Origin of the sequence: Sphaerisporangium sp. NPDC005289 (genome assembly GCF_040607455.1) — a bacterium.
Classification (GTDB): domain Bacteria; phylum Actinomycetota; class Actinomycetes; order Streptosporangiales; family Streptosporangiaceae; genus Sphaerisporangium; species Sphaerisporangium rhizosphaerae.
The window spans coordinates 39,364-59,283 of sequence record NZ_JBEXGS010000024.1; the positions used below are offsets into that span (position 1 = coordinate 39,364).

General features: G+C 70.4%; 15 protein-coding genes. 9 read left to right on the plus strand and 6 right to left on the minus strand.

Features of this window, described 5'->3' with window-relative positions; all coding sequences use genetic code 11:
- Nucleotides 1-147: 147 nt before the first annotated feature.
- On the minus strand, nucleotides 148-1,650 hold the full coding sequence (locus ABZT47_RS32030) for a hypothetical protein (RefSeq protein WP_354850481.1): 1,503 nt from the start codon (nucleotides 1,648-1,650) through the stop codon (nucleotides 148-150).
- Between the two features lie 337 nt (nucleotides 1,651-1,987).
- Here ABZT47_RS32030 and ABZT47_RS32035 point away from each other — a divergent pair, with 337 nt between their 5' ends.
- Complete coding sequence (locus ABZT47_RS32035) at nucleotides 1,988-3,121, plus strand: SGNH/GDSL hydrolase family protein (RefSeq protein WP_354850484.1); 1,134 nt, start codon at nucleotides 1,988-1,990, stop codon at nucleotides 3,119-3,121.
- Between the two features lie 52 nt (nucleotides 3,122-3,173).
- Here ABZT47_RS32035 and ABZT47_RS32040 read toward each other — a convergent pair whose 3' ends face one another.
- Nucleotides 3,174-4,091: an ATP-dependent carboxylate-amine ligase gene (locus ABZT47_RS32040; protein ID WP_354850487.1), complete on the minus strand. Its 918-nt coding sequence runs from the start codon at nucleotides 4,089-4,091 to the stop codon at nucleotides 3,174-3,176.
- Nucleotides 4,092-5,922: 1,831 nt separating this feature from the next.
- Between ABZT47_RS32040 and ABZT47_RS32045 the strand changes: the two genes are divergently transcribed.
- The 6 genes from ABZT47_RS32045 (at nucleotide 5,923) to ABZT47_RS32070 (ending at nucleotide 14,959) form a co-directional block, all read left to right on the plus strand.
- Complete coding sequence (locus ABZT47_RS32045; protein WP_354850739.1) at nucleotides 5,923-7,347, plus strand: sugar ABC transporter ATP-binding protein; 1,425 nt, start codon at nucleotides 5,923-5,925, stop codon at nucleotides 7,345-7,347.
- Between the two features lie 53 nt (nucleotides 7,348-7,400).
- Nucleotides 7,401-8,345: an ABC transporter permease gene (locus ABZT47_RS32050; RefSeq protein ID WP_354850489.1), complete on the plus strand. Its 945-nt coding sequence runs from the start codon at nucleotides 7,401-7,403 to the stop codon at nucleotides 8,343-8,345.
- Nucleotides 8,342-9,271 carry an ABC transporter permease gene (locus tag ABZT47_RS32055; protein WP_354850492.1) on the plus strand — a complete coding sequence of 310 codons (930 nt, stop codon included), beginning with the start codon at nucleotides 8,342-8,344 and terminating at the stop codon, nucleotides 9,269-9,271. Before ABZT47_RS32050 ends, ABZT47_RS32055 begins: the two co-directional genes overlap by 4 nt.
- Nucleotides 9,272-9,357: 86 nt before the next feature.
- Complete coding sequence (locus ABZT47_RS32060) at nucleotides 9,358-10,515, plus strand: substrate-binding domain-containing protein (protein WP_354850741.1); 1,158 nt, start codon at nucleotides 9,358-9,360, stop codon at nucleotides 10,513-10,515.
- Entirely contained in the window at nucleotides 10,512-11,345 is an 834-nt protein-coding gene (locus tag ABZT47_RS32065; RefSeq protein ID WP_354850495.1) for a sugar phosphate isomerase/epimerase family protein, read from the plus strand. The genes ABZT47_RS32060 and ABZT47_RS32065 overlap by 4 nt, the downstream gene beginning before the upstream one ends.
- Before the next feature lie 80 nt (nucleotides 11,346-11,425).
- Nucleotides 11,426-14,959 (plus strand): ThuA domain-containing protein, encoded by a 3,534-nt coding sequence (locus ABZT47_RS32070; RefSeq protein WP_354850498.1) that lies wholly within the window; start codon nucleotides 11,426-11,428, stop codon nucleotides 14,957-14,959.
- Nucleotides 14,960-15,070: 111 nt separating this feature from the next.
- Here the strand turns inward: ABZT47_RS32070 and ABZT47_RS32075 are convergent, their stop codons facing one another.
- Together ABZT47_RS32075 and ABZT47_RS32080 are read right to left on the minus strand one after the other, a co-directional pair.
- Nucleotides 15,071-16,090 (minus strand): LLM class F420-dependent oxidoreductase, encoded by a 1,020-nt coding sequence (locus ABZT47_RS32075; protein ID WP_354850500.1) that lies wholly within the window; start codon nucleotides 16,088-16,090, stop codon nucleotides 15,071-15,073.
- A gap of 96 nt (nucleotides 16,091-16,186) precedes the next feature.
- Nucleotides 16,187-17,077, minus strand: a complete 891-nt coding sequence (locus tag ABZT47_RS32080; protein ID WP_354850503.1) for a LysR family transcriptional regulator — start codon at nucleotides 17,075-17,077, stop codon at nucleotides 16,187-16,189.
- A 105-nt stretch (nucleotides 17,078-17,182) separates the two neighbouring features.
- Between ABZT47_RS32080 and ABZT47_RS32085 the strand changes: the two genes are divergently transcribed.
- Both ABZT47_RS32085 and ABZT47_RS32090 read left to right on the plus strand, forming a co-directional pair.
- A complete protein-coding gene (locus ABZT47_RS32085) occupies nucleotides 17,183-17,683 on the plus strand; it encodes a cysteine dioxygenase family protein (RefSeq protein ID WP_354850506.1) in 501 nt (166 codons plus the stop codon).
- 13 nt (nucleotides 17,684-17,696) lie between these two features.
- Nucleotides 17,697-18,194, plus strand: a complete 498-nt coding sequence (locus ABZT47_RS32090) for a pyridoxamine 5'-phosphate oxidase family protein (protein WP_354850509.1) — start codon at nucleotides 17,697-17,699, stop codon at nucleotides 18,192-18,194.
- A gap of 126 nt (nucleotides 18,195-18,320) precedes the next feature.
- Here the strand turns inward: ABZT47_RS32090 and ABZT47_RS32095 are convergent, their stop codons facing one another.
- Nucleotides 18,321-19,277 (minus strand): MBL fold metallo-hydrolase, encoded by a 957-nt coding sequence (locus ABZT47_RS32095; RefSeq protein ID WP_354850512.1) that lies wholly within the window; start codon nucleotides 19,275-19,277, stop codon nucleotides 18,321-18,323.
- Nucleotides 19,261-19,848, minus strand: coding sequence for a helix-turn-helix domain-containing protein (locus ABZT47_RS32100; RefSeq protein ID WP_354850515.1), 588 nt, complete (start codon nucleotides 19,846-19,848; stop codon nucleotides 19,261-19,263). Before ABZT47_RS32100 ends, ABZT47_RS32095 begins: the two co-directional genes overlap by 17 nt.
- Nucleotides 19,849-19,920: the final 72 nt, after the last annotated feature.

Here is a 19,920-nt window from a genome sequence, read left to right on the forward strand (position 1 = left end):
TCGGGCGCCGTAGCGGGCGCCGGCATCGCCGTACCGCGACTCGCCGACTCGGCGCCGGTCACTGCAGCATGTGGCCGGGGTGGAGGGCCGCACCCGGTGAACGTCTGCGGTCACCGCACTGGATGCTGTGGAGGAGGAAGCGGGACCTCAGTTCAGGGTGAGGATGTCGTAGTGGTCGAGGCGGTCGACGGTGATGGTCAGTTGGCCCTGGTGACAGGAGGAGGCGGGGGTCTTCGATCCGGCGAAGTCGGGGGAGATCAGGGAGACCTTTCGCGGGCACTGCGGGAGCCGCGTCTGCACGCTGAGTCGGCTCTGCGGGACGATTCCCTGGGCGTAGTTGTGGTTGACGAGGTGGATGGACCGCGCTCCGGTGCCGCGCTGCTGGAGCAGGCTCGCCGACACGCCTGCCGTCCCGACGGTCACGGCCTGCGCCCCGATGTCGTTGCGCTGGAAGAGCGACCGGTGATCCTTGTAGAACCGGGTGTAGGTCCGGAAGAAGTCGAGCATGCCGTACTGTTCGGCGGTCGGGCTGCCGACCGTGTCCTTCAGGTGGAAGGCCGGGAAGAGCCCGTTGGCGTAGGCCTCGGCGCCGAAGATCTTCCAGTAGTCCTGCTTCTCGGCGAGCGGCAGGTTCAGGTAGTTGGTCATCATGTCGTTCGGCCAGTCGATGAAGACGGTCACCGGGACGTCGCCGGCGATCCGGCGGCTCTGGTCCTTCAGGTACCGGTAGTTGGCCTGCAGCGACTTGGCGCCGTTCAGGTGGCCGCCGACGACGGGGACGTAGTCGGCGCCCCGGTAGTCGGGCGTCTGCTCGTCGGGATTCCAGGGATACATCCCGACGCTGTTGAAGTCCACGTACGGCAGGAGCCCGTTGGAGGAGATCAGGATCCGGCGGTGCGCCGTCCGCAGCGCGTAGGCACGCAGCTCGTCCACCATCTGCTTCCAGTAGCGCCGCAGGTAGATCCCGGTGAACGAGGTGTCCTCGGCGTACATCCGGTTGGCGGTCACCCGCCCCCACTCGCCGGCCAGCGGATTGGCGGAGGCGAGGGGGTCTGCGTTCCAGCCGTTCGCCTTGAGGTAGGTGCGGTAGTCGAAGTTGCGCGTCAGGTCTCCGGCGGGGACGTCGCGCCTCGGGAGGTTGCCGTCGGTCATCCCGAAACGGCTCTTCCAGTCGGCGGCCGTGAAAGCGGGGTACTTGTTCAGCAGGTATCGGGTGAAGTCGGCGATGGCGTAGTCGTCGAATCCCTCGTTGCCATTGAAGCCGTACTTCTGCCCGCCGCTGAACCCGGCGTTCACCTCGTCGAAGGTGACCCCGTCCACGCCGCCGTCGACCTGGATCTCGGCCCAGTGCAGCAGGTACCGGCGATATTTCGGGTTGAACAGGTTGCCCCGGCGTGCGGGCTCGGGGAACCCGAACTCGTCGTGGGGGACCGGATCGCCGTTCGCGTCACGCGTCGACATGTCGTCGAACACTTCGGCGCTGGGGAAGTCCTGCGGGAAGATGACGCTGGACGTCCCGCTGCCCATGAACGTGATGCCCTTGTCGTGGTAACGCCTGATCTGGCCGAAGTTGTAGTCGGCCGGCTCATCACCGTTGGTGGACCATTTCCCGATGGCCCTGATGTTGACGTCCGGGACCAGCGTGTACACTTGCGGGTCTTCCTGCTCCACGTCGGATTGGCTGAAGGCGAAGACCGTGAAATCGGCCGCCCGGTTCGCAGTCGTGCCGGTGGCGGCGGCCGGGCCGCCGACCGGGCGTACGGGCCCGTTGGCGGCTGCCGAGGCGGGTTGCCCCTGAGCCAGGAGCGTCAGCCCGAGTGCGCATAGCGACCATTTCACTGCTCCGGAACGCCGTGACATCGTGTTCCTCCTCTGAGCCGCTTCCCGGGCGAGTATCGCTGGAGAATATGCCGGGAGGATCAGCTGAGGAAGTCATCTGCCGCCTATATCGGGAACAGGGTGGTACGCGCGGGTGTTCTGGACCGCCATGACGACGACTTGGACCGCCGCGTTCCGCTCAGCCGTTCTCAGCCCGGGTGAAAGCTTCAGCTTCAAGGAGCCCCGCGGCTTCGCCGGCCAGACCCTCCGGCAGATCCTCCACCTCGACGGCGGGGGAGAGGCGCTTCGCGTGCTGCTCACCAACCGCTTCGGCGACCGGCCGCTCGTGGTGGCCGCCGGCCGGGTGGCCTTACGGAAGTCCGGCGACGAGATCCTTCCCGGCACCGACGCGCCGCTCACGTTCGGCGGCGCCGCCGAGGTGACCCTCGCCCCCGGCGCCGAGGTGACCTCCGACACCGTGCATCTGGCCGTCAGCGCGGGGACCGACCTGGCCGTGAGCCTGTACCTGCCGGAGGAGACCGGCCCGGCGACCTACTCCCACACTCCGCTGGAGACCGGCTACGTGGCCGAGGGCGACGCGGTGTCGGCGTCCTCGCTTCCGGCCGCCGAGGAGGTCGACTCCCGCTTCTTCATCACCGGCGTGGACGTCCTGGCCCCCGAGGGGACCGCCGTGGCCGTGGCCTTCGGGGACTCCTGGTTCGAGGGGGCCGGCACCACCCACGGCGCCAACCGCCGCTTCCCCAACCTCCTCAACGCCCGGCTGGAGCGCGGCTGGGTGGTGAACCAGGGTCTCGGCGGCAACCGCCTGCTGACCGACGAGGTGGGCCTGCGCGGGCTCGCGCGCTTCGACCGGGACGTCCTGTCGGTGCCGGGCGCGACCCACGTCCTGCTGCACTTCGGGCTGAACGACATCGGCCTCGGCTCCGCGAACGGCGATCGGCCGCCGTCCGCCGACGACCTCACGGCCGGTTTCGCCGAGCTGGCCCGGCGGGCCCGCGACGCGGGCCTGACCGTCATCGGCGGGACCATGGGACCGTACCTGGGCACGATCTACCCGGGTGTGGACACCCCGGAGGGCCAGGTCGTGCGCAGAGCGGTCAACGACTGGATCCGCACCTCCGGGGTGTTCGACGCGGTCGTGGACTACGCGCACGCCGTGGCCGACCCCAGCGAGCCGGATGCCATCCGCCCCGACCTCGACAGCGGCGACCACCTGCACCCCAACGACGCGGGCGCCCAGGCCATGGCCGACGCCGTGGACCTCGCCTTCCTCCGCCTCTGACCGTGTCGCCCGGACCGGCGGGTCTCCGCCGGTCCGGGCGACGGCGGGGGATTCATGCCTGTTCCGGCGCCGGCGGGGTGAGCAGGAGGTCGCAGAGGGCTTCGGTGATGGGCATGGCGGTGATCTGCTCGATCAGCAGGAAGCCTCCCTCGGGGTTGACCTCCAGGAAGACGTAGCGGCCCTCGGGGGTCAGGGTCAGGTCGATCGTCCCGAAAGACAGCCCGAGGTGCCGCATGAGGCGCAGGCAGCGCCGGTGCACGTCCTCGGGCAGCCGGTGCGGGCGCAGCCGCCGCGTGCTCCTGGGCGAGTGGATCTCGGCGGCGAACAGCCGCGCGCCGGTGACGACCACCCGCAGGGCCAGCCGGCGCAGCACGTGCGCCTGGGCCACCAGCGGGAACGGGCCCGTCCCGTGCGGGTCGGAGAGCGTGATGACCTCGTCCTCTGACGGGTTGCGCTCGGGAATGGCCCACGGCCGGTCGAGCACCCGGGTGACGATCTGCCCCTGGTGGGCGAGGTAGAAGTCGAGCAGTTCGTCGTGGTCGGTGCTGATCAGCGTGGAAGGCAGCTCGAAGCCGAGCCGGCCGGCCACCGAGAGCTGGTAGAGCTTGCGCTGGGCCCGCTGGATCACCGCACGGGACGCCGGGACGGCAGGGCAGGCCAGGGTGTCCCACACGTCCGAGGCGAACCCGTTCTGCTGGACGGCGCTTTCGACGGAACCGGCCCCGGCCGGGGGGCCGGGGCGCCGGAACCAGACGGAGGTGAGCCGGTCGAGGTCGAGGCGGCGGTCTCCGGTGACCAGTGTGCGCCGGGCCGATCCCGACGGGTCGAGGGTCACCGACAGCCGCGCGGAGCCGGGGAACCATTCCGGCACCAGGACCAGCGTGTCGGCTCCCCGTCCGGCGAGGGCGCGGGCGACGTGCCGCGCCTGGGGGTCGCCGTCCTCGGTGAGGACGAGCACCGTACCGCTCATGGCTGCTGTCTCCACACCGTCGCCGCGGCCTTCCTAGGACCCTTCCCACGATGCCGTGGATCACTTGCCCGATGCTTGTCGGCCGGTCCGCCGGCTTATGGGGAAGCGCGAACTAACCATGTAAAGCTAGTAGGAATAGTTGCAAACTGCCGCCCGGCCGCCTACCGTTGAAGGTGTGATTCACGGGTGACAAGCTCGGGTGCGGTGAGAGGAGTGGGGCGCACTCTTCGAGAATGGCCACCGTACCCGCGAGCACCGGAGGGGGAGGGCGTACCGGGGCTGGCCGCCCTCCCTCCCGGTGCTCAGACCTGCGCGATCCGGCAAAGGGCCTCGTCGTCGAATCCTTGACGAGGTGCAGGAGGCATTACCGCGCCCCGGAGAAGCCGACGGGAGCCGGCACGCCCCGAGGGAGGATCGCCGCGGGAACGGGCGCATCGAGTGGCCGCTCCCGAAGCGCCCTCGGCAGTGGCCGTCGAACCGATTCGAGTACGGGCGCGGCCGAACGGCCTCGCCGCATACCCGAAGACGGGCGCGGCCATGGTGTCGATGATGGCTACTGTCGGAAAAGCCCGGCGTTTCTCCATCGGCGGTTGGATGTGACGCCAGGTCCAGAGAGCACACATGGCCGCACGGCGCCTGTCAAGCCTCCGGCCGCTTCCCTCCAGCTGCTTGAGGCGCCAACCGGTACTTCGTCAGCGACGCTCGCCCGCCTCGGAGCGTGCGAGGAATGAAACATTCATGCGCCTTGCGGGTCGGCGGGTGTGGTGAGGAGGGTCCGCGGCGTCGATGACCGTGGACGAGCCCGAGACATCCCATCTATGTGTATGAATCATTTCGACGGAGCGGGATCGAGACACCAGGTGTCCAGGGTGCGCGGCGCGGCCATTCGGGCTGGTGAGCAGCGAAATGACGTCGGCCGTACCGGAGGCCGGACCGCCGATCCCGGAAAATAGGCATGCCTAAGGTCTTGACGCGCCCGAGGCGATCCAACGTAATTGGTAGCCAAGACCTCGGGTCACACATCCTTCGAGGACTTGTACGGCTGGGCCACATCTCGGCGGGTGTGGAGGCGCCTCACGGCTCCTTCACAGCGTGGTCGGCCACGTCGGCTTCCATTGCCGGCTTCGGAGACATCCCATGTCATGCCTCGCGAGGCCATGCCAACCTGGAGAAGCACGTGACCGATCGGAACAAGCTTCGCGGACGAGGCGACCCCCGGAGGGACGCACCGGCTACACCCGGTCGCGCACGGTGGTCGCGGGACACCTGACCCCGGCCACCCCGCGGGGCCGCACGCAGAGTGCCCTGTCCGCCGCCTTCATCGCAGCCGGTGGAGGGGTGCGCCCGTCCGGCCGCGTGGCGGCCAGGTAGGGCCCCCGCACCACCAGAGGTGGAGACCGCCGGGACCGGCGGCTCCCGACCCGTGCGTGCGGGCTCCGGCGCGACGCCTGCCGGATCGTCCGGCGGACCGCGCCGGACGTCGGCCACGCCACACCCACACCCGCGCCCCACACCCACACCCGCACCCGCGCCCCACATCCGCACCCGCGGCCCACACCCATACCCGCATCCGCACAAGATCCGCCCGGAGGACCTCCACGCCGCGACGAGTGACCTTCGCCGCGATGGCGACGGCCGACCGCCACCACCACGGCCGCCGCCCTGGTCATCCGCCCACCCCCGCATCCTCGTTAGGAGCGCCCATGCGCGAAGCCGCGCCACACGCGGTACGCAGACTCGTCATGGCCGGGCTCACCGCCGTGACACCGCGCGCCGTTCCCGCCCCGGCCGGCGCCGGCGCATGCCCCGCGGGGCGGGTCGCGTGCTGAAGATGACCGGCATCGGCAAGAGCTTCCTGGGCGTCCGGGTCCTACGGGACGTGGACCTGGAAGCGGCCGCCGGACAGGTGCACGCCGTAGTGGGGGAGAACGGCGCCGGCAAGTCCACGCTCATGAAGATCCTCGCAGGGGTGCACATCCCGGACGAGGGGACGATCGAGATCGACGGCCGGCGTGTGGTGTTCGGGCATCCGGTCGAGGCGCAGCGGTCCGGGGTGGCGATCATCCATCAGGAGTTCACTCTGCTGCCGGAGCGGACGGTCGCCGAGAACGTGTTCCTCGGCCGGGAACCGGGGCGGTGGGGGCTGGTCGACCGGGCCGCGATGGAGTCGGCGACCGGTGAGCTGCTGCGCTCGCTCGGTGAGGAGTCGTTCGGCCCGCGCGATCTCGTCCGGCGGCTGTCGGTCGCGCAGCAGCAGGTCGTCGAGATCGCCAAGGCGCTGTCGCTGAACGCGCGCATCGTGGTGATGGACGAGCCGACCGCCGCCCTGGCCGACCACGAGGTCGAGTTGCTCTACACCCTGGTGCGGCGGCTCACCGGGCGCGGGATCGCGGTCCTGTACATCTCGCACCGGCTCCGCGAGATCTTCGAGCTCGCGGACCGCATCACGGTGCTCAAGGACGGCGTCCGGGTCACCACCGCCGCCGCGTCCACGCTGACCCCCGCCGCGCTGGTCGGTCTGATGGTCGGACGGGAGCTGGACTCCTATTTCCCGCCCCGGGCCGCGCAGCCGCCCGGGGAGGTGGTGCTGCGCGTGCGCGGCGGCGGCAACGCCAAGCTGCGCGGCATCGACCTCGACCTTCGGGCGGGCGAGATCGTCGGGCTGGGCGGACTGCAGGGCTCGGGCCGCACCGAACTGGCCAAGGCGCTGTTCGGCGCCGAGCCCTTCACCACCGGCGAGATGATCCCATGCCGTCCCCGGACGCCCCGCGAGGGCATCGTGGCCGGAATCGGGCTGGTCACCGAGGACCGCAAGGCCGAGGGGCTGCTCCTGGACCAGCAGGTGCGCGACAACGCCCTGCTGGTCGCCCGGGCCACCGGGCGGCGCCTGGAGGGAGTGGACCGGTTGCTGGAGCGCGTGGGGCTCAGACCACCCCGGCCCGCGCAGGAGGTCCGATTACTGTCCGGAGGAAACCAGCAGAAGGTCGTGCTGGCCAAGTGGATGGCGGTCGCGCCGCGCGTTCTGCTGTTCGACGAACCCACCCGCGGCGTCGACGTCGGAGCCAAGGCCGCCATCCACGACCTGATGCGCGAACTGGCACGCGGTGGCATGGCGATCCTCATGATCTCCTCCGAGCTTCCCGAGCTCATCGGCATGAGCGACCGCATCGTGGTGCTCCGCGAAGGCCGCGTCACCGGTGTGCTGCCGGCCGGCCCGTCCGAGGAGGACGTCATGCGCCTGGCGGCCGCGTCATGACCGAGCACGTCAAACCGCGGCGGGTCCCCGCTCGCGTGGCCCATCTCGGGTGGATGTCGGCCGATCGGCCCGCGCGCGCGGTGTACCTGGCCCTGGTCCTGCTCATCGCGCTGGGCTGGGTGCTGTTCGAACTGGACGGCGGCGGGTTCCTGGGCCTTGAGAACGTCGTCGGGATCCAGCAGCGGTCGGCGGCGCTGGGAATCGTCGCCGTGGGGCAGACCGTGGCGATCCTGACCGGAAGCCTGGACCTGTCGGTGGCCTACCTGATCAGCCTGACCTCCCTGGTGGCGGCCGAGATCATGGCAGGCGGGGACGCCGGGGTGGTGCCCGCGGTCGCCGCGGCGCTCGCGGTGAGCGCGACGGTCGGGCTGGTGAACGGACTGGTGGTCACCCGGCTCAGGGTGCACCCCTTCATCGCCACACTCGGGGTCGCGCTGATCATCAGAGGAGTGCTGGACTGGCGGTACGACGGGCCGGCCGGGAGCGTGCCGCCCTCCTTCCAGCATCTCGGGTACGACCGCATCGGCCCGCTGCCGGTGTCGGCGCTGCTGTGGGCCGCCGTGGCGGTGTCGGCGTGGTTCCTGCTGAGCAGGACGCGCCTGGGCCACCGGATCTACGCCGTCGGCGGGGACGCCGAGGTCGCGCGGCTGTCGGGCGTGCGGACCGGGCGGGTCGTGGTCGTCGCCCACGTGCTGTGCTCGCTCTGCGCCGGGATCGCCGGGCTGCTGCTCGCCTCCAGGCTCGGGGCGGGCGCTCCGACGGTGGGCACCGACGGCGGTTACGACCTGGAGTCGATCGCCGCGGTCGTGCTCGGCGGGACGGCGCTGGCCGGTGGCCGCGGCGGGGTCGCCGGCACCGTCGGCGGAGTCCTGCTCCTCGCCGTCCTCGACAGCGTCTTCAACCAGCTGGAGATCAACTCCTTCGCCAAGGACGTCGTGCGCGGCGTGGTCCTGGTGGCCGCCCTGGCGATCTACGCGCGCGGGAGGCGTACGGCATGAGGCGAGCGCTGCCGATCTTCGTCGTGCTGGCCGGGCTGCTGGTGGCCATCGCGGTCATCAACCCGTACTTCCTGGAGCCGCCCGCCTTCCTCGCCTTCGTCAAGCGCGCCGCGCCGCTGGTGATCCTCGCGGCCGGGCAGTACTTCGTGATCGTGTCCGGCGAGTACGACCTGTCGGTCGGCTCGCTGGTCACCGCCGAGGTGGTGATCGCCGCCCGGCTCATCGACGGCTCGGCGGAGGCGACCTGGCCCGTGCTGGCCCTGCTGATCGCCCTGGGGCTGCTGGCCGGGCTGGTCAACGGAGTCGTCACCACCCTGCTGCGGGTGCCGTCGTTCATCACCACCCTCGGCATGCTGCTGATCCTGTCCGGGGCCGTCTTCCTGTGGACGGGCGGAGCGCCCCGCGGCGCCCTGTCCTCGCAGTTCCGCGAGCTCGGCCGCGGGAGCCTCGGCCCGGTGCCCTGGTCGGTGCTGATCCTCGTGGTGGCCGGGGCCGTGGCGGTGCTGGCCATGCGCGCCGACTTCGGCCGCACGCTGGTGGCGGCCGGCGACAACGACCGGGCCGCGGTCCTGTCCGGAGTCCGGGTCGCGCGGGTCCGGACGGTGGCGTTCATGATCTCCGGGCTCTCCGCGGCGGTCGCGGCGATCCTGCTCGGCGGCTTCGCCGGCGTCTCCGCGCAGGTCGGCGCCGGTCTCGAATTCCAGGCCATCACCGCGGTGGTGCTCGGCGGCGTGGCCCTCGGTGGCGGCCGCGGCTCCGTGGTCGCCGCGATGGCGGGCGCCTTCACCCTGGAGGCGCTGTTCACCCTGCTCAATCTGTACGGCATCTCGGGGGCACTGGAGCCGGCCGTGCAGGGGGTCATCATCATCGCCGCGGTGGCGCTGGGAGCCGTGAGCCTCCCGCGCAGAAGAGCCGCGGCGACCTGACCCGATACCGATCGAAAGGAACGACCTTGCGATATTCCTCGCGGCAAGCCCTCGCCGGCGTGGCACTGGCCGGACTGGTGGCGTCGATGGCCGCGTGCACCACCGACAGGCCCACCGCCTCCGCCGCGCCGACGACGGCCGCGGCCTCGGCGGCTCCGTCGTCCGGCTCGAACACCGGAGAGCAGTCGAAGTTCTTCGTGCAGGGCGACTACGACGCCCAGATGGCGATGCGGTCGGCGCAGCCGACCGGCCCGGACGGCAAGCCGTGGGAGCAGAGCATCGACCCCCAGTTGGTCGACACCGCCGAGCACAAGAAGGACGGGCCCTATCACCTGTGCTTCTCCAACGCCGCGGTCAACAACCCGTGGCGGCAGGTCGGGTTGAAGACCATGCAGGCGGAGGTCGGCCTGCACAAGGAGATCAAGAAGTTCACCATGCTCGACGCCGAGGGCAAGGACGACAAACAGATCTCCGACATCGCCGAACTGCAGGGCAAGGGCTGCGACGCGCTGATCATCTCGCCGAACACCACCGCGACGCTTACCCCCGCGGTCTCCGGGGCGTGCCCGAAGCTGCCCGTGATCGTGTTCGACCGGGGAGTGCAGACCGACTGCCCGGTCACCTTCATCAAGCCGATCGGCGGCTACGCCTTCGGCGCCGAGGCCGCTGAGTTCCTCGTCGGCAAGGTGCCCGCCGGCGGGAAGATCCTCGCCCTGCGCATCCTTCCCGGCGTGGACGTCCTGGAGACCCGCTGGTCGGCGGCGAAGATCGCCTTCGACAAGAGCGACCTCGACGTCGTCGGGGTGGAGTTCACCGACGGCGACGCCGCCAAGACCAAGAGCATCGTCGGCGACTACATCCAGCGGCACGGCAAGATCGACGGCGTCTGGATGGACGCGGGCGCCAACGCCGTCGCCGCGGTCGAGGCCTTCGAGGACGCGGGGCAGCCCGTGCCGCCGATCAACGGCGAGGACCAGGAGGACTTCCTGCAGAAGTGGAGCGACGCGAAGCTGACCGCGATCGCCCCGACCTACCCGACCTACCAGTGGCGGACCCCGGTGATCGCCGCGCTCAAGATCCTCAAGGGCGAGCAGGTGCCGAAGGTGTGGAACCTGCCCCAGCCGACGGTCACCCAGGAGAACCTCGCCACCTACCTCAAGCCCGGCATGCCGCCGCTGCACTACGCGCTGTGCGGCTGCGAGGACCTGCCCGGCTACCCCGAGAAGTGGGGTGGCAAGCCTTGATCGGCGTCAACACCTGGGTGTGGGTCTCGCCGCTCACCGACGACTCCTTGGCCGCCCTGGCGCCGCGCATCGCGGAGTGGGGGTTCGACGTCATCGAACTGCCGGTCGAGCGGCCGGGCGAATGGGACCCCCGCAGGGCGGCGGACCTGCTGGCCGAGCTCGGGCTGGGCGCGTCGGTCGTGCTCACGATGCCCATAGGGCGCGAACTGGTCAGCGCGCCGAGCTGGACCATCGGGGAGACCCAGGACTATCTGCGGCACTGCGTGGACGTCGCGGTGGCCGTGGGCGCGCCCGCGGTGAGCGGGCCCGCCTACGCCTCCGTCGGCCGGGTCTGGCCGATGAGCCCGGACGAGCGCCGCGCCGTCTACGCCGAACTCGGGGAGAACCTCAAGCCCGTGCTCGCCCACGCGGGCGAGTGCGGGGTCCGGATCGGCGTCGAACCGCTCAACCGGTACGAGACCAGCCTGCTGAACACCGTCGAGCAGGCCCTCGAAGCCCTCCCGGACGACTGCGGCCTCGCCCTGGACACCTACCACATGAACATCGAGGAGAAGGACCCGGCGCGGGCGGTACGGCTGGCAGGCGACCGGATCGCGCACATCCAGGTGTGCGGGACCGACCGCGGCGCCCCGGGCGCCGACCACTTCGACTGGCCCGGCTTCGCCGCCGCCGTTCGCGACGCGGGCTACGCCGGTCCGCTGGTGATCGAGTCCTTCACCGCCGACAACACGACCATCGCCACCGCCGCGTCCATCTGGCGCCCGCTCGCCCCGACCCAGGACGCCCTCGCCACCGAGGGACTGTCCTTCCTGCGCACCCTCTGGAGGTGACCACCCCCGTCATCGAAATCCCGCTCCTCCTCCGCGGCGCCGGCCGAGAGCCGGCGTCGTCCGTCCCCTGGAGATCCCGAATGCGAAGACCACGCCTGCTCCTCATCCTGACCGCCGTGCTGCTGATGCTGCCGTTCGGCGCGGTGCCGGCGGCCAACGCGGCGGCGCCCCTGTACAGGGTGCTGCTGTTCAGCAAGACGGCGTCCGGCGCCTACCGGCACGACTCGATCAGCGCCGGCATCACGATGTTCCAGCAACTCGCCGCCGCCAACAACTTCCAGCTCGACCGGAGCGAAGACTCCAGCGTCTTCAACACGACCAACCTGAACAACTACGACGCGGTGATCATGCTCCAGACCTCCGGCATGGTCTGGGACAACGATTCGCAGCGCGCGGCCGCGCAGGCGTACGTGCGCAGTGGCCACGGCATCGTCGCGATCCACAACGCCGTCGACCAGAACATCGAGTCGCAGTTCCCCTGGTGGGACCAGGTCGTGCTGGGCGGCGCACACATGACCCAGCACTCCTCCATCGTGCAGGGCACGGCCAAGGTCGCCGACAAGGTGCACCCGTCGACCGTGGGGCTGCCGGACCGGTGGACGCGCACCGAAGAGTGGTACAACTTCGACAAGAACATGCGCGGCAGCGTCCACGTGCTGGTCACGGCCGACGAGACGACCTACGACGCCGGTGCGAACAAGATGGGCGCCGACCACCCCATCTCCTGGTGTCACAACCCTGAGGGCGGCCGGGTGTGGGCCACCGCGATGGGCCACAACGCCTCCTCCTACTCCGAGACGTTGTTCAAGCAGCACCTGCTCGGCGGGGTCAAGTGGGCGGCGGGCTACGAACCCGGCGACTGCGGCGGCACGGTCTCGACCCGGTTCCAGAAGGTCACCCTGGACGGCGCGCCCGACCAGCCCATGGAGCTGGAAGTGGCCGCCGACGGCACGCTCTACTACATCTCCCGGTCGGGCAAGGTCAACATGATCGCCCCCGGCGGATCCCCCCGCACGATCGGCACCCTGTCGGTGTACGACGGCGGCGAGGACGGCGGCATCGGCCTGGCGCTCGACCCGAACTTCGCCACCAACCGCTGGATCTACCTCAACTACTCGCCCAGCAACGGCGGCGAGGTGAACCGGGTGTCCCGGTTCACGCTCAACGGCACCACGCTCGACCTGTCCAGCGAGAAGAAGATCCTCGAGGTTCCCGCGTACCGCAACGTCGACGAGCCCGGCCACACCGGCGGCTACATGGCGTTCGGCCCGAACGGCAACCTCTACATCGCACCCGGGGACGACACCAACCCCAACGGCTCCAGCGGGTACGCCCCGATCGACGAGCGGTCCGGGCGCGAGCACTACGACGCCCAGCGGTCCGCGGCCAACACCAACGACCTGCGCGGCAAGATCCTGCGCATCCACCCCGAGTCCGACGGCACCTACACCATCCCGAGCGGCAACCTCTTCGCGCCCGGGACCGCCAAGACGCGCCCCGAGATCTACGCGATGGGCTTCCGCAACGCGTTCCGCTTCTCGGTCGACAAGGACACCGGCTGGATCTCGGCGGCCGACTACGGTCCCGACGCGGGGTCGGCGAACTCCAACCGGGGTCCCGAGGGCACCGTCGAGTGGAACCTGATCAAGGAGCCGGGCAACTACGGCTGGCCCTACTGCGTCGGCAACAACATCCCGTTCAACGACTTCAACTTCTCCACCAACACCTCCGGCTCAAAGTTCAACTGCTCGGCGCCGGTGAACAACTCGCCCAACAACACGGGGCTGACCAACCTGCCCGCGGCCAAGTCCGCCACCATCTGGTACAACTACCACGCCTCCGCGGAGTTCCCCGAGATCAACTGCTGCGGCGGCGCGGCCCCGATGGGCGGCCCGTTCTACCACTACGACCCGAACAGCTCCTCCGACCGCAAGTTCCCGGAGTACTTCGACAAGACGCCGTTCTTCTACGAGTGGAGCCGCAACTTCGTCAAGGAACTGCGGCTTGACTCCTCCGGCAACCTGCTGAAGATCAACTCCTTCGTCCCGTCGCTCTCCCTGCACGCGCCGGTCGACATGAAGTTCGGCCCGGACGGCGCCCTGTACTACGCCGACTGGGGCAACGGCTTCGGCCACAGCAACACCGACGACGGCATCTACCGGATCGACTACATCGGCGGCGGAGGCGGCAACCGCTCCCCGATCGCCAAGGCCGGCGCCACGCCGGACACCGGCAGCGCGCCGCTGACCGTCGCGTTCTCCTCCGCCGGCTCGTCGGACCCGGACGGCGACGCGATCACCTACGCCTGGGACTTCGGAGACGGCGGAACCTCCACCAGCGCGAACCCGTCCCACACCTACAGCTCCAACGGCACCTACACCGCCAGGCTGACCGTAAAGGACTCCGGCGGGAAGACCGGCACCATCACCCTGACCATCGGGGTGGGCAACACCCGTCCCACGGTCGCCTTCAGCGCTCCGCCGGACGGCGGGTTCATCAACTTCGGTGACACCGTCAACTACAACGTGACCGTCACCGATCCCGAGGACGGCACCATCGACTGCTCGAAGGTGACGGTGATCCCCGCGCTCGGGCACGACACGCACAGCCACGACACCGGCCAGGTCACCGGTTGCTCCGGAACGATCACGACCACCGCGTCCGGGCACGACGAGGCCGCCAACGTCTACTACGTGCTGCTGGCCGAGTACACCGACAAGAGCGGCCTGAAGGGCAGCACCGGGATCACGCTGCAGCCCAAGCACAAGCAGGCGGAGTTCTTCACCGGCTCGTCGGGCGTCCAGGTCGTCGACCAGAGCGGAGCCGAGGGCGGCAGGCGCGTCGGCGAGATCTCGGGCGGCGACTGGGTCTCCTACACGCCGATGAATTTGTCCGGGATCGACTCGGTGTCCTTCCGCGTCTCGGCGGCGTCCAACACGGGCGGATCGATCGAGCTGCGCGCCGACTCGCCGACCGGGACGCTCGTCGCCTCCAGCTCGGTGCCGAGCACCGGCGGCTCGAACACCTACCAGTCCCTGCCGGCGGCGACGGTCACCAACCCCGGTGGCACCCACAACTACTACCTGGTGTTCCGGGCGCCGACGGCGAACGCCTACGACCTCGACTCGATCACCTTCAACGGCCAGGGCGTCGGCCAGGGCGGCAGTAACACCGGTGGCCCGCAGAGCGGGCGCAACTACACGCTGACCGCCGGGCACAGCGGCAAGGTCGCCGACGTCAGAGGACAGTCGACCGCCGACGGCGCCGCCGTCATCCAGTGGACGGCCGGCGGAGGCACCAACCAGCAGTGGAAGGTGACCGACGCGGGAAGCGGGACCTACACCCTGGCCGCCGTGCACAGCAGCAAGTGCATGCAGGTCGCGGGCGCCTCCACCGCCGACGGCGCCCTGGTCCAGCAGTCGGCATGCTCGGGCGCCGCCAACCAGAGATGGCGCCTGGAATCCGTCGGGACGAACGTTTACCGGGTCATCTCGGCGAACGGCGGCAAGTGCCTGGACGTTCCCAACGCCTCCACGGCGAACGACGTCCAGCTCGTCCAGTGGACCTGTAACAGCGGCACCAACCAGCAGTGGAGGTTCACCCAGCTCAACTGATCCGATCCCCGGCGCCCGTCCCGCGGGCGCCGGGGCCTTCCCCAAGCCGCCTCGGCGGGATCGGGGTGGCGCGGCTCGTGCTCGCCGCCCCGGTGCCGCGCCGCCGCCTGATCAGCCGAGCACGAGGTCGCGGACGGTGCGCAGGGTCGGCTCGTCGCGGGGGCCCATGGCCAGCAGGGTGGTCACCGGGCTCGCGCGCCACGGCGCGAGGCGCTCGCGGATGCGGCCGGGCGGGCCGACCAGGGAGATGCCGTCGGCCAGTTCGTCGGGGATGGCGCGGAAGGCCTCGTCCTTGCGCCCGGCCAGGTACAGCTCCTGGATCTTGTGGGCGGCGTCGGCGAAGCCCATGCGGCCGACGATGTCGGCGTGGAAGTTGCGCGCCTTGGCGCCCATGCCCCCGATGTACAGCGTGAGCATCAGCTTCACCCCGTCCAGGGCGGCCTGGACGTCATCGGTGATCATGACGTAGACCATCGCGGCGACGTCGAAACCCGGCCGCGCGGCGGCCAGCGACGGGCCGTACATGCTCTCGATCTTCTCGGGGAAGGTGAACAGCGGCAGCCAGCCGTCGGTGATCTCCGCGGCCAGCGCGACGTTCTTCGGCCCCTCCGCGCCGAGGTAGATCGGGATCTCGGGCCGCAGCGGGTGGGTGATCGACTTCAGCGGCTTGCCGAGCCCGGCGCCGCCGGGGTAGGGCAGCGGATAGTGCGGGCCGTCGCTCGTGACCGGCTCCTCGCGGCGCCACACCTTGCGCATGATGTCGACGTACTCGCGGGTGCGGGCGAGCGGCCTGGGGAACGGGGCGCCGTACCAGCCCTCCACCACCTGGGGCCCGGAGGCCCCGATGCCCAGCAGCAGCCGGCCTCCGGTGAGGTGGTCGAGCGTCATGGCGGTCATGGCCGTGGTGACCGGGGCGCGCGCCGACATCTGCGCCACGCTCGTGCCGAGCTTGATCGTGCTGGTGCGCGCGCCGTACCAGGCCAGCGGGGTGAACACGTCCGACCCGTACGCCTCGGCGGTCCACACCGAGTCGTACCCGAGCCGCTCGGCCGTCTGGACGACCTCGGTGGCGTCGTCGGCGTCCCGCTGCCAGTAGCCCAGGTTCAACCCCAGCCTCAGCTCACCGCTCATGCCCATCCTCCAAGGTCCGTCCGGCGTAATTAGAACACGTTCTATCCACAGGGTCGAGGGCCGCCCGCTGGGCCGAGGTGGGCCGAGTGCGGGGCCTTACGTGGGCGGGGCCGGCTCGCCTGGCCGGACCTGCTGGACGGCGTGGTGCAGCGCGCCGACCAAGGCGGTGGTCGCCGGAGGGTCCGGCGGGTCGCCGTAGGTGGCCAGGTAGACGTGCCGCCGGAAGTCGCGAAGTGCGCTGGCCTCGATTCCGGGCGCGCGGTGGGTGCGCAGTGCCAGCCCCGGCATGGTGGTCACGCCCATGCCCGCGGCGACCAGTGCCTGCTGGACGATGATGTCGTCGCTGGTGTAGGCGATGGGCGGGACGAAGCCCGCCTTGCCGCAGGCTTCGAGAAACTCACGGCGGCAGTTCTCGCAGCCCGCGATCCAGGCGGAGTCGCGGTTGCCCGCCAGTGTCTGGCCGGGTTCGAGGCTGAGCAGGTACATCGGGTCGTCGAAGAGGTGCGTGGCGCGGATGTCGTCCGGTGTCGCGTCGTCGTAGCGGAAGACGACCGCGACGTCGACCTGCCCGGCTCGCAGCAGATCGAGTGCCACGCGCGGGTGGGCCTCGATCAGGCGCAGTTCGATGCCGGGGTGCGCGCGGCGCAGGGTGCCCGCGGCGTGCGGCACCAGCGCGGCGAGCGCCGACTGGAAGCCGGCGACCCGGACCCGGCCGGTGCGCAGGCCCACCATCGCGGACAGTTCCGCGGCGGCGGTGTCGACCCGGCCCACGATCTCGGCGGCGCGGCGGGCCAGATGCTCGCCCTCCGGGGTGAGCCGGATGCCCCGGCCGACCCGCTGGACGAGCCTGGCGCCGGTCTCGGCCTCCAGCCTGGCCAGATGATGGCTGACGGCGGGCTGGGAGTAGTTCAGGTGCTTGGCGGCCTTGGTGACCGAACCGTGCGCGGCGATCGCCGCGAGCACCCGTAACCGCAGGATATCCAGCATGCATAAAGATTACGCATGAGTTCGCTCAATCCTTGTCATTAGACGAATGAGTAGCCGCGCGGGACGCTGAGGGGGACGAACCCGCTCTGCGAGGAGGACGCGGCGATGACACGCCTACTCACGACGCTCACCGGTCTCGTCACGGCCGTGCGCCAGGCGACCGACGTGCGGACCGGCTGGACGGACACCGCGGACCTGGTCGCCGATCGGCTTCGGGCGCATCTGCCCGGCCCCGAGGTCCTGACGCCCGATCAGCGTCTCGGCCGGCCCGACCGGGTCGCGGGCCACCTGCTGCACGCCGAGCCCGACGGGGCGTTCTCCATCCTCGGCCTGGTCTGGCGCCCCGGGCAGACCACCCGGATCCACGACCACATCACCTGGTGCGTCGTGGGCGTGCTGTCCGGCATCGAGCACGAGGAACTGTTCGACGAAGCGCTCAACCCCATCGGCACGCGGGACAACCCGCCCGGCGAGGTCAGCGGCTTCGCGCCGCCCGGCGACATCCACCGCATCCGCAACGCCGGCGACGAGATCGCCATCAGCCTGCACATCTACGGCACCGACATCACCCGCGTCGGGTCCAGCGCCCGCCGCTACTACAACTAGAGGAGCTCCGACCATGGACCAGCACGCCATCGACGAGGTGCTGAACCGCCCGCTCAGCCAGGAACTGCTGGCCCGCGACCTGGCCAGGCTGGCCTTCATCGCGCTCGACGGGACGCCCCGGTCGATCCCGATCGGGTTCACCTGGAACGGCGTGGAGATCGTCATGTGCACCGCGACGAACGCGCGGAAACTCCCGGCGTTGCGCCGCGATCCCGCGGTCGCGCTGACGATCGACACCGAGTCGCACCCGCCGAAGGTCCTGCTCATCCGCGGCCGGGCAGAGCTGGACGTCGTCGACGGCATCCCGGAGGAGTACCTCCAGTGGAACGGCACGTACGAGATGACGCCCGAGCAACGAGCCGAGTGGGAGGAAGGCGTGAAGTCGCTCTACCTCGGCATGGTCCGGATCGTGGTGAAGCCGACCTGGGCCAAACTGATCGACTTCGAGACGACCCTGCCCACCGCCATCGAGGAGCTCATACAGCAACAGAAGGAACGGCAGCTCACCTGAACACGCACACGCGCCCCCGAATGCGGCGACCGGCCCACGAAGGACTGGTGAGGTGGTGGCGAGCCTGCCGGGGACGGGACAACGAGGGGCGGTGGTGGCGCGAGCGGTCGGCTCACGGCGGGGGCTTCACCGCCGCGAGAGCGCGGCGCGGGCCTTGTGCGCCAGCCCGCGGGCCATGAGCTTGAGCATGTCGCTCTGGCGGGGCTGGTTGTAGATGAGGAAGTCGTCGAACCGGTGGACTCCTCGCTTGCCCGCGACGGACGCCGCCGCGTCCCGGATGGCCGCCAGGTGGGCCACGGTCATCTCGGGGGCGCGCTCGTCGGGCTGGTAGGCGGCGCCGAGCGGGTAGTCGCGGCCTGGATGGCTCGTCATCTCGACGTGGCAGCCGAGCACGTGGGCCACGGGGTGGGTCTCGGCGAAGGCGACCAGGCGATCGAGCGTCGCGAGGTAGGCGGGGAAGTCGAAGGCGTACAGCCTGCCGGGCAGGACGGTGTCGCCCGTGAGGAGGATCGCGGTCCAGGGATCGTAGACGGTGATCGCCGCCTTGTGGTGGCCCGGCGAGCCCAGGATCGAAAGGACCCGGCCGCCCAGGTCGAAGGCGACGGTCTCGGCGGGCCAGCCCTCGCCGAATCCGAAGAACCCCCGCACGGCCTCCACGTCCCGCGCCACCACGGTGGTCGCGGGGCGGCCGGCGAACTGCGGGTCGGCGGCCACGTGGTCGCCGTGCCCGTGGGTGTGCGCGACGATCAGTTCGTACTCCTCGCGCGGGTGGTGTTCGAGCCAGGCGGCGATGAGCCGGTCGACCGTCTCGCGCAGCGGGAACAGGCCGGGGTCGGCGGTGGCGCCGGTGTCGAGCAGCAGGGCCCGGTCGTTGCCGAACAGCAGGTAGAGGAACGGGGCCTCGTAATGCACCGACTTGCTCTGACGCATGATGACGGTGTGCTCGTCGTAGTGGTGGACCTGGATCAGCGGATCGCGGGCGGGCCGTCCGGGGGGCGCGCCGTGGCTCCACGCGACGTCCAGGGAGCCGGTGGCAGGGGCGGCGCTCACGAAGTCGATCAGGCCGTCAGTCGTCGGATTCATCATCGTCGTCCCGTGAGTTGAAATCTGGCATCGGCGTCGCCGCCATGAAGTACCGGACATGAAGCTGCCCGGGTTCGAGCTGGTGAGAGCCGCTCGCGGTCCTCGTCGTGTAGGGCTCGAGGAGCGCCTTCCACCTCTCCTTGAGTTCGGCGGCCTCGTCGGCGGACAGGACGGCCACCGCGGTCACCATGCCCGCCTTGTGGTCCCACGCCTGCTCGTCGCCGCCCCCGCGGTCGATGTGGTCGAGGATCGCCTGCGTCTCGCGCTCGACCACGACCCGCTGGAGCCGCCGCGTGACGACGGCGTCGCCGCCGGCCGCGATGCGCAGCGCCGGCCGCCGGTCGGGGACCCGCCACTGCCGCTCGCGCCGGTCGCGTCCTGGGCCGGCGTCTTCCACGAAGCCGTATTTGGCGAGCTGGCGCAGATGGAAGGAGCAGTTCGCCTGGGAGGAGCCGAGGACGCGCCCGCACCGGGCGGCCGTGGCCGGGCCGATCGTGGCGAGCAGTTCGAGCAGGTCGAGGCGGAGCGGGTGGGCCAGGGCCCTGATCGCCTTCGGATCGCTGATCTGCATATGTCAAACAATACTTTGGCATCGGCGGATGTCAAACACTTCTTTGGCTTTTGTCGTGTTCACCCCCTGCGT

Excerpts from the sequence above, each read along its gene's own strand:
- ABZT47_RS32060 (WP_354850741.1), top strand. The coding sequence starts at position 9,358 with ATGGCCGCGTGCACCACCGACAGGCCCACCGCCTCCGCCGCGCCGACG.
- ABZT47_RS32055 (WP_354850492.1), top strand. The coding sequence starts at position 8,342 with ATGAGGCGAGCGCTGCCGATCTTCGTCGTGCTGGCCGGGCTGCTGGTG.
- ABZT47_RS32080 (WP_354850503.1), bottom strand. The coding sequence starts at position 17,077 with ATGCTGGATATCCTGCGGTTACGGGTGCTCGCGGCGATCGCCGCGCAC.
- ABZT47_RS32045 (WP_354850739.1), top strand. The coding sequence starts at position 5,923 with ATGACCGGCATCGGCAAGAGCTTCCTGGGCGTCCGGGTCCTACGGGAC.
- ABZT47_RS32090 (WP_354850509.1), top strand. The coding sequence starts at position 17,697 with ATGGACCAGCACGCCATCGACGAGGTGCTGAACCGCCCGCTCAGCCAG.
- ABZT47_RS32035 (WP_354850484.1), top strand. The coding sequence starts at position 1,988 with ATGACGACGACTTGGACCGCCGCGTTCCGCTCAGCCGTTCTCAGCCCG.
- ABZT47_RS32070 (WP_354850498.1), top strand. The coding sequence starts at position 11,426 with ATGCGAAGACCACGCCTGCTCCTCATCCTGACCGCCGTGCTGCTGATG.
- ABZT47_RS32050 (WP_354850489.1), top strand. The coding sequence starts at position 7,401 with ATGTCGGCCGATCGGCCCGCGCGCGCGGTGTACCTGGCCCTGGTCCTG.
- ABZT47_RS32100 (WP_354850515.1), bottom strand. The coding sequence starts at position 19,848 with ATGCAGATCAGCGATCCGAAGGCGATCAGGGCCCTGGCCCACCCGCTC.
- ABZT47_RS32095 (WP_354850512.1), bottom strand. The coding sequence starts at position 19,277 with ATGAATCCGACGACTGACGGCCTGATCGACTTCGTGAGCGCCGCCCCT.
- ABZT47_RS32085 (WP_354850506.1), top strand. The coding sequence starts at position 17,183 with ATGACACGCCTACTCACGACGCTCACCGGTCTCGTCACGGCCGTGCGC.
- ABZT47_RS32075 (WP_354850500.1), bottom strand. The coding sequence starts at position 16,090 with ATGAGCGGTGAGCTGAGGCTGGGGTTGAACCTGGGCTACTGGCAGCGG.
- ABZT47_RS32040 (WP_354850487.1), bottom strand. The coding sequence starts at position 4,091 with ATGAGCGGTACGGTGCTCGTCCTCACCGAGGACGGCGACCCCCAGGCG.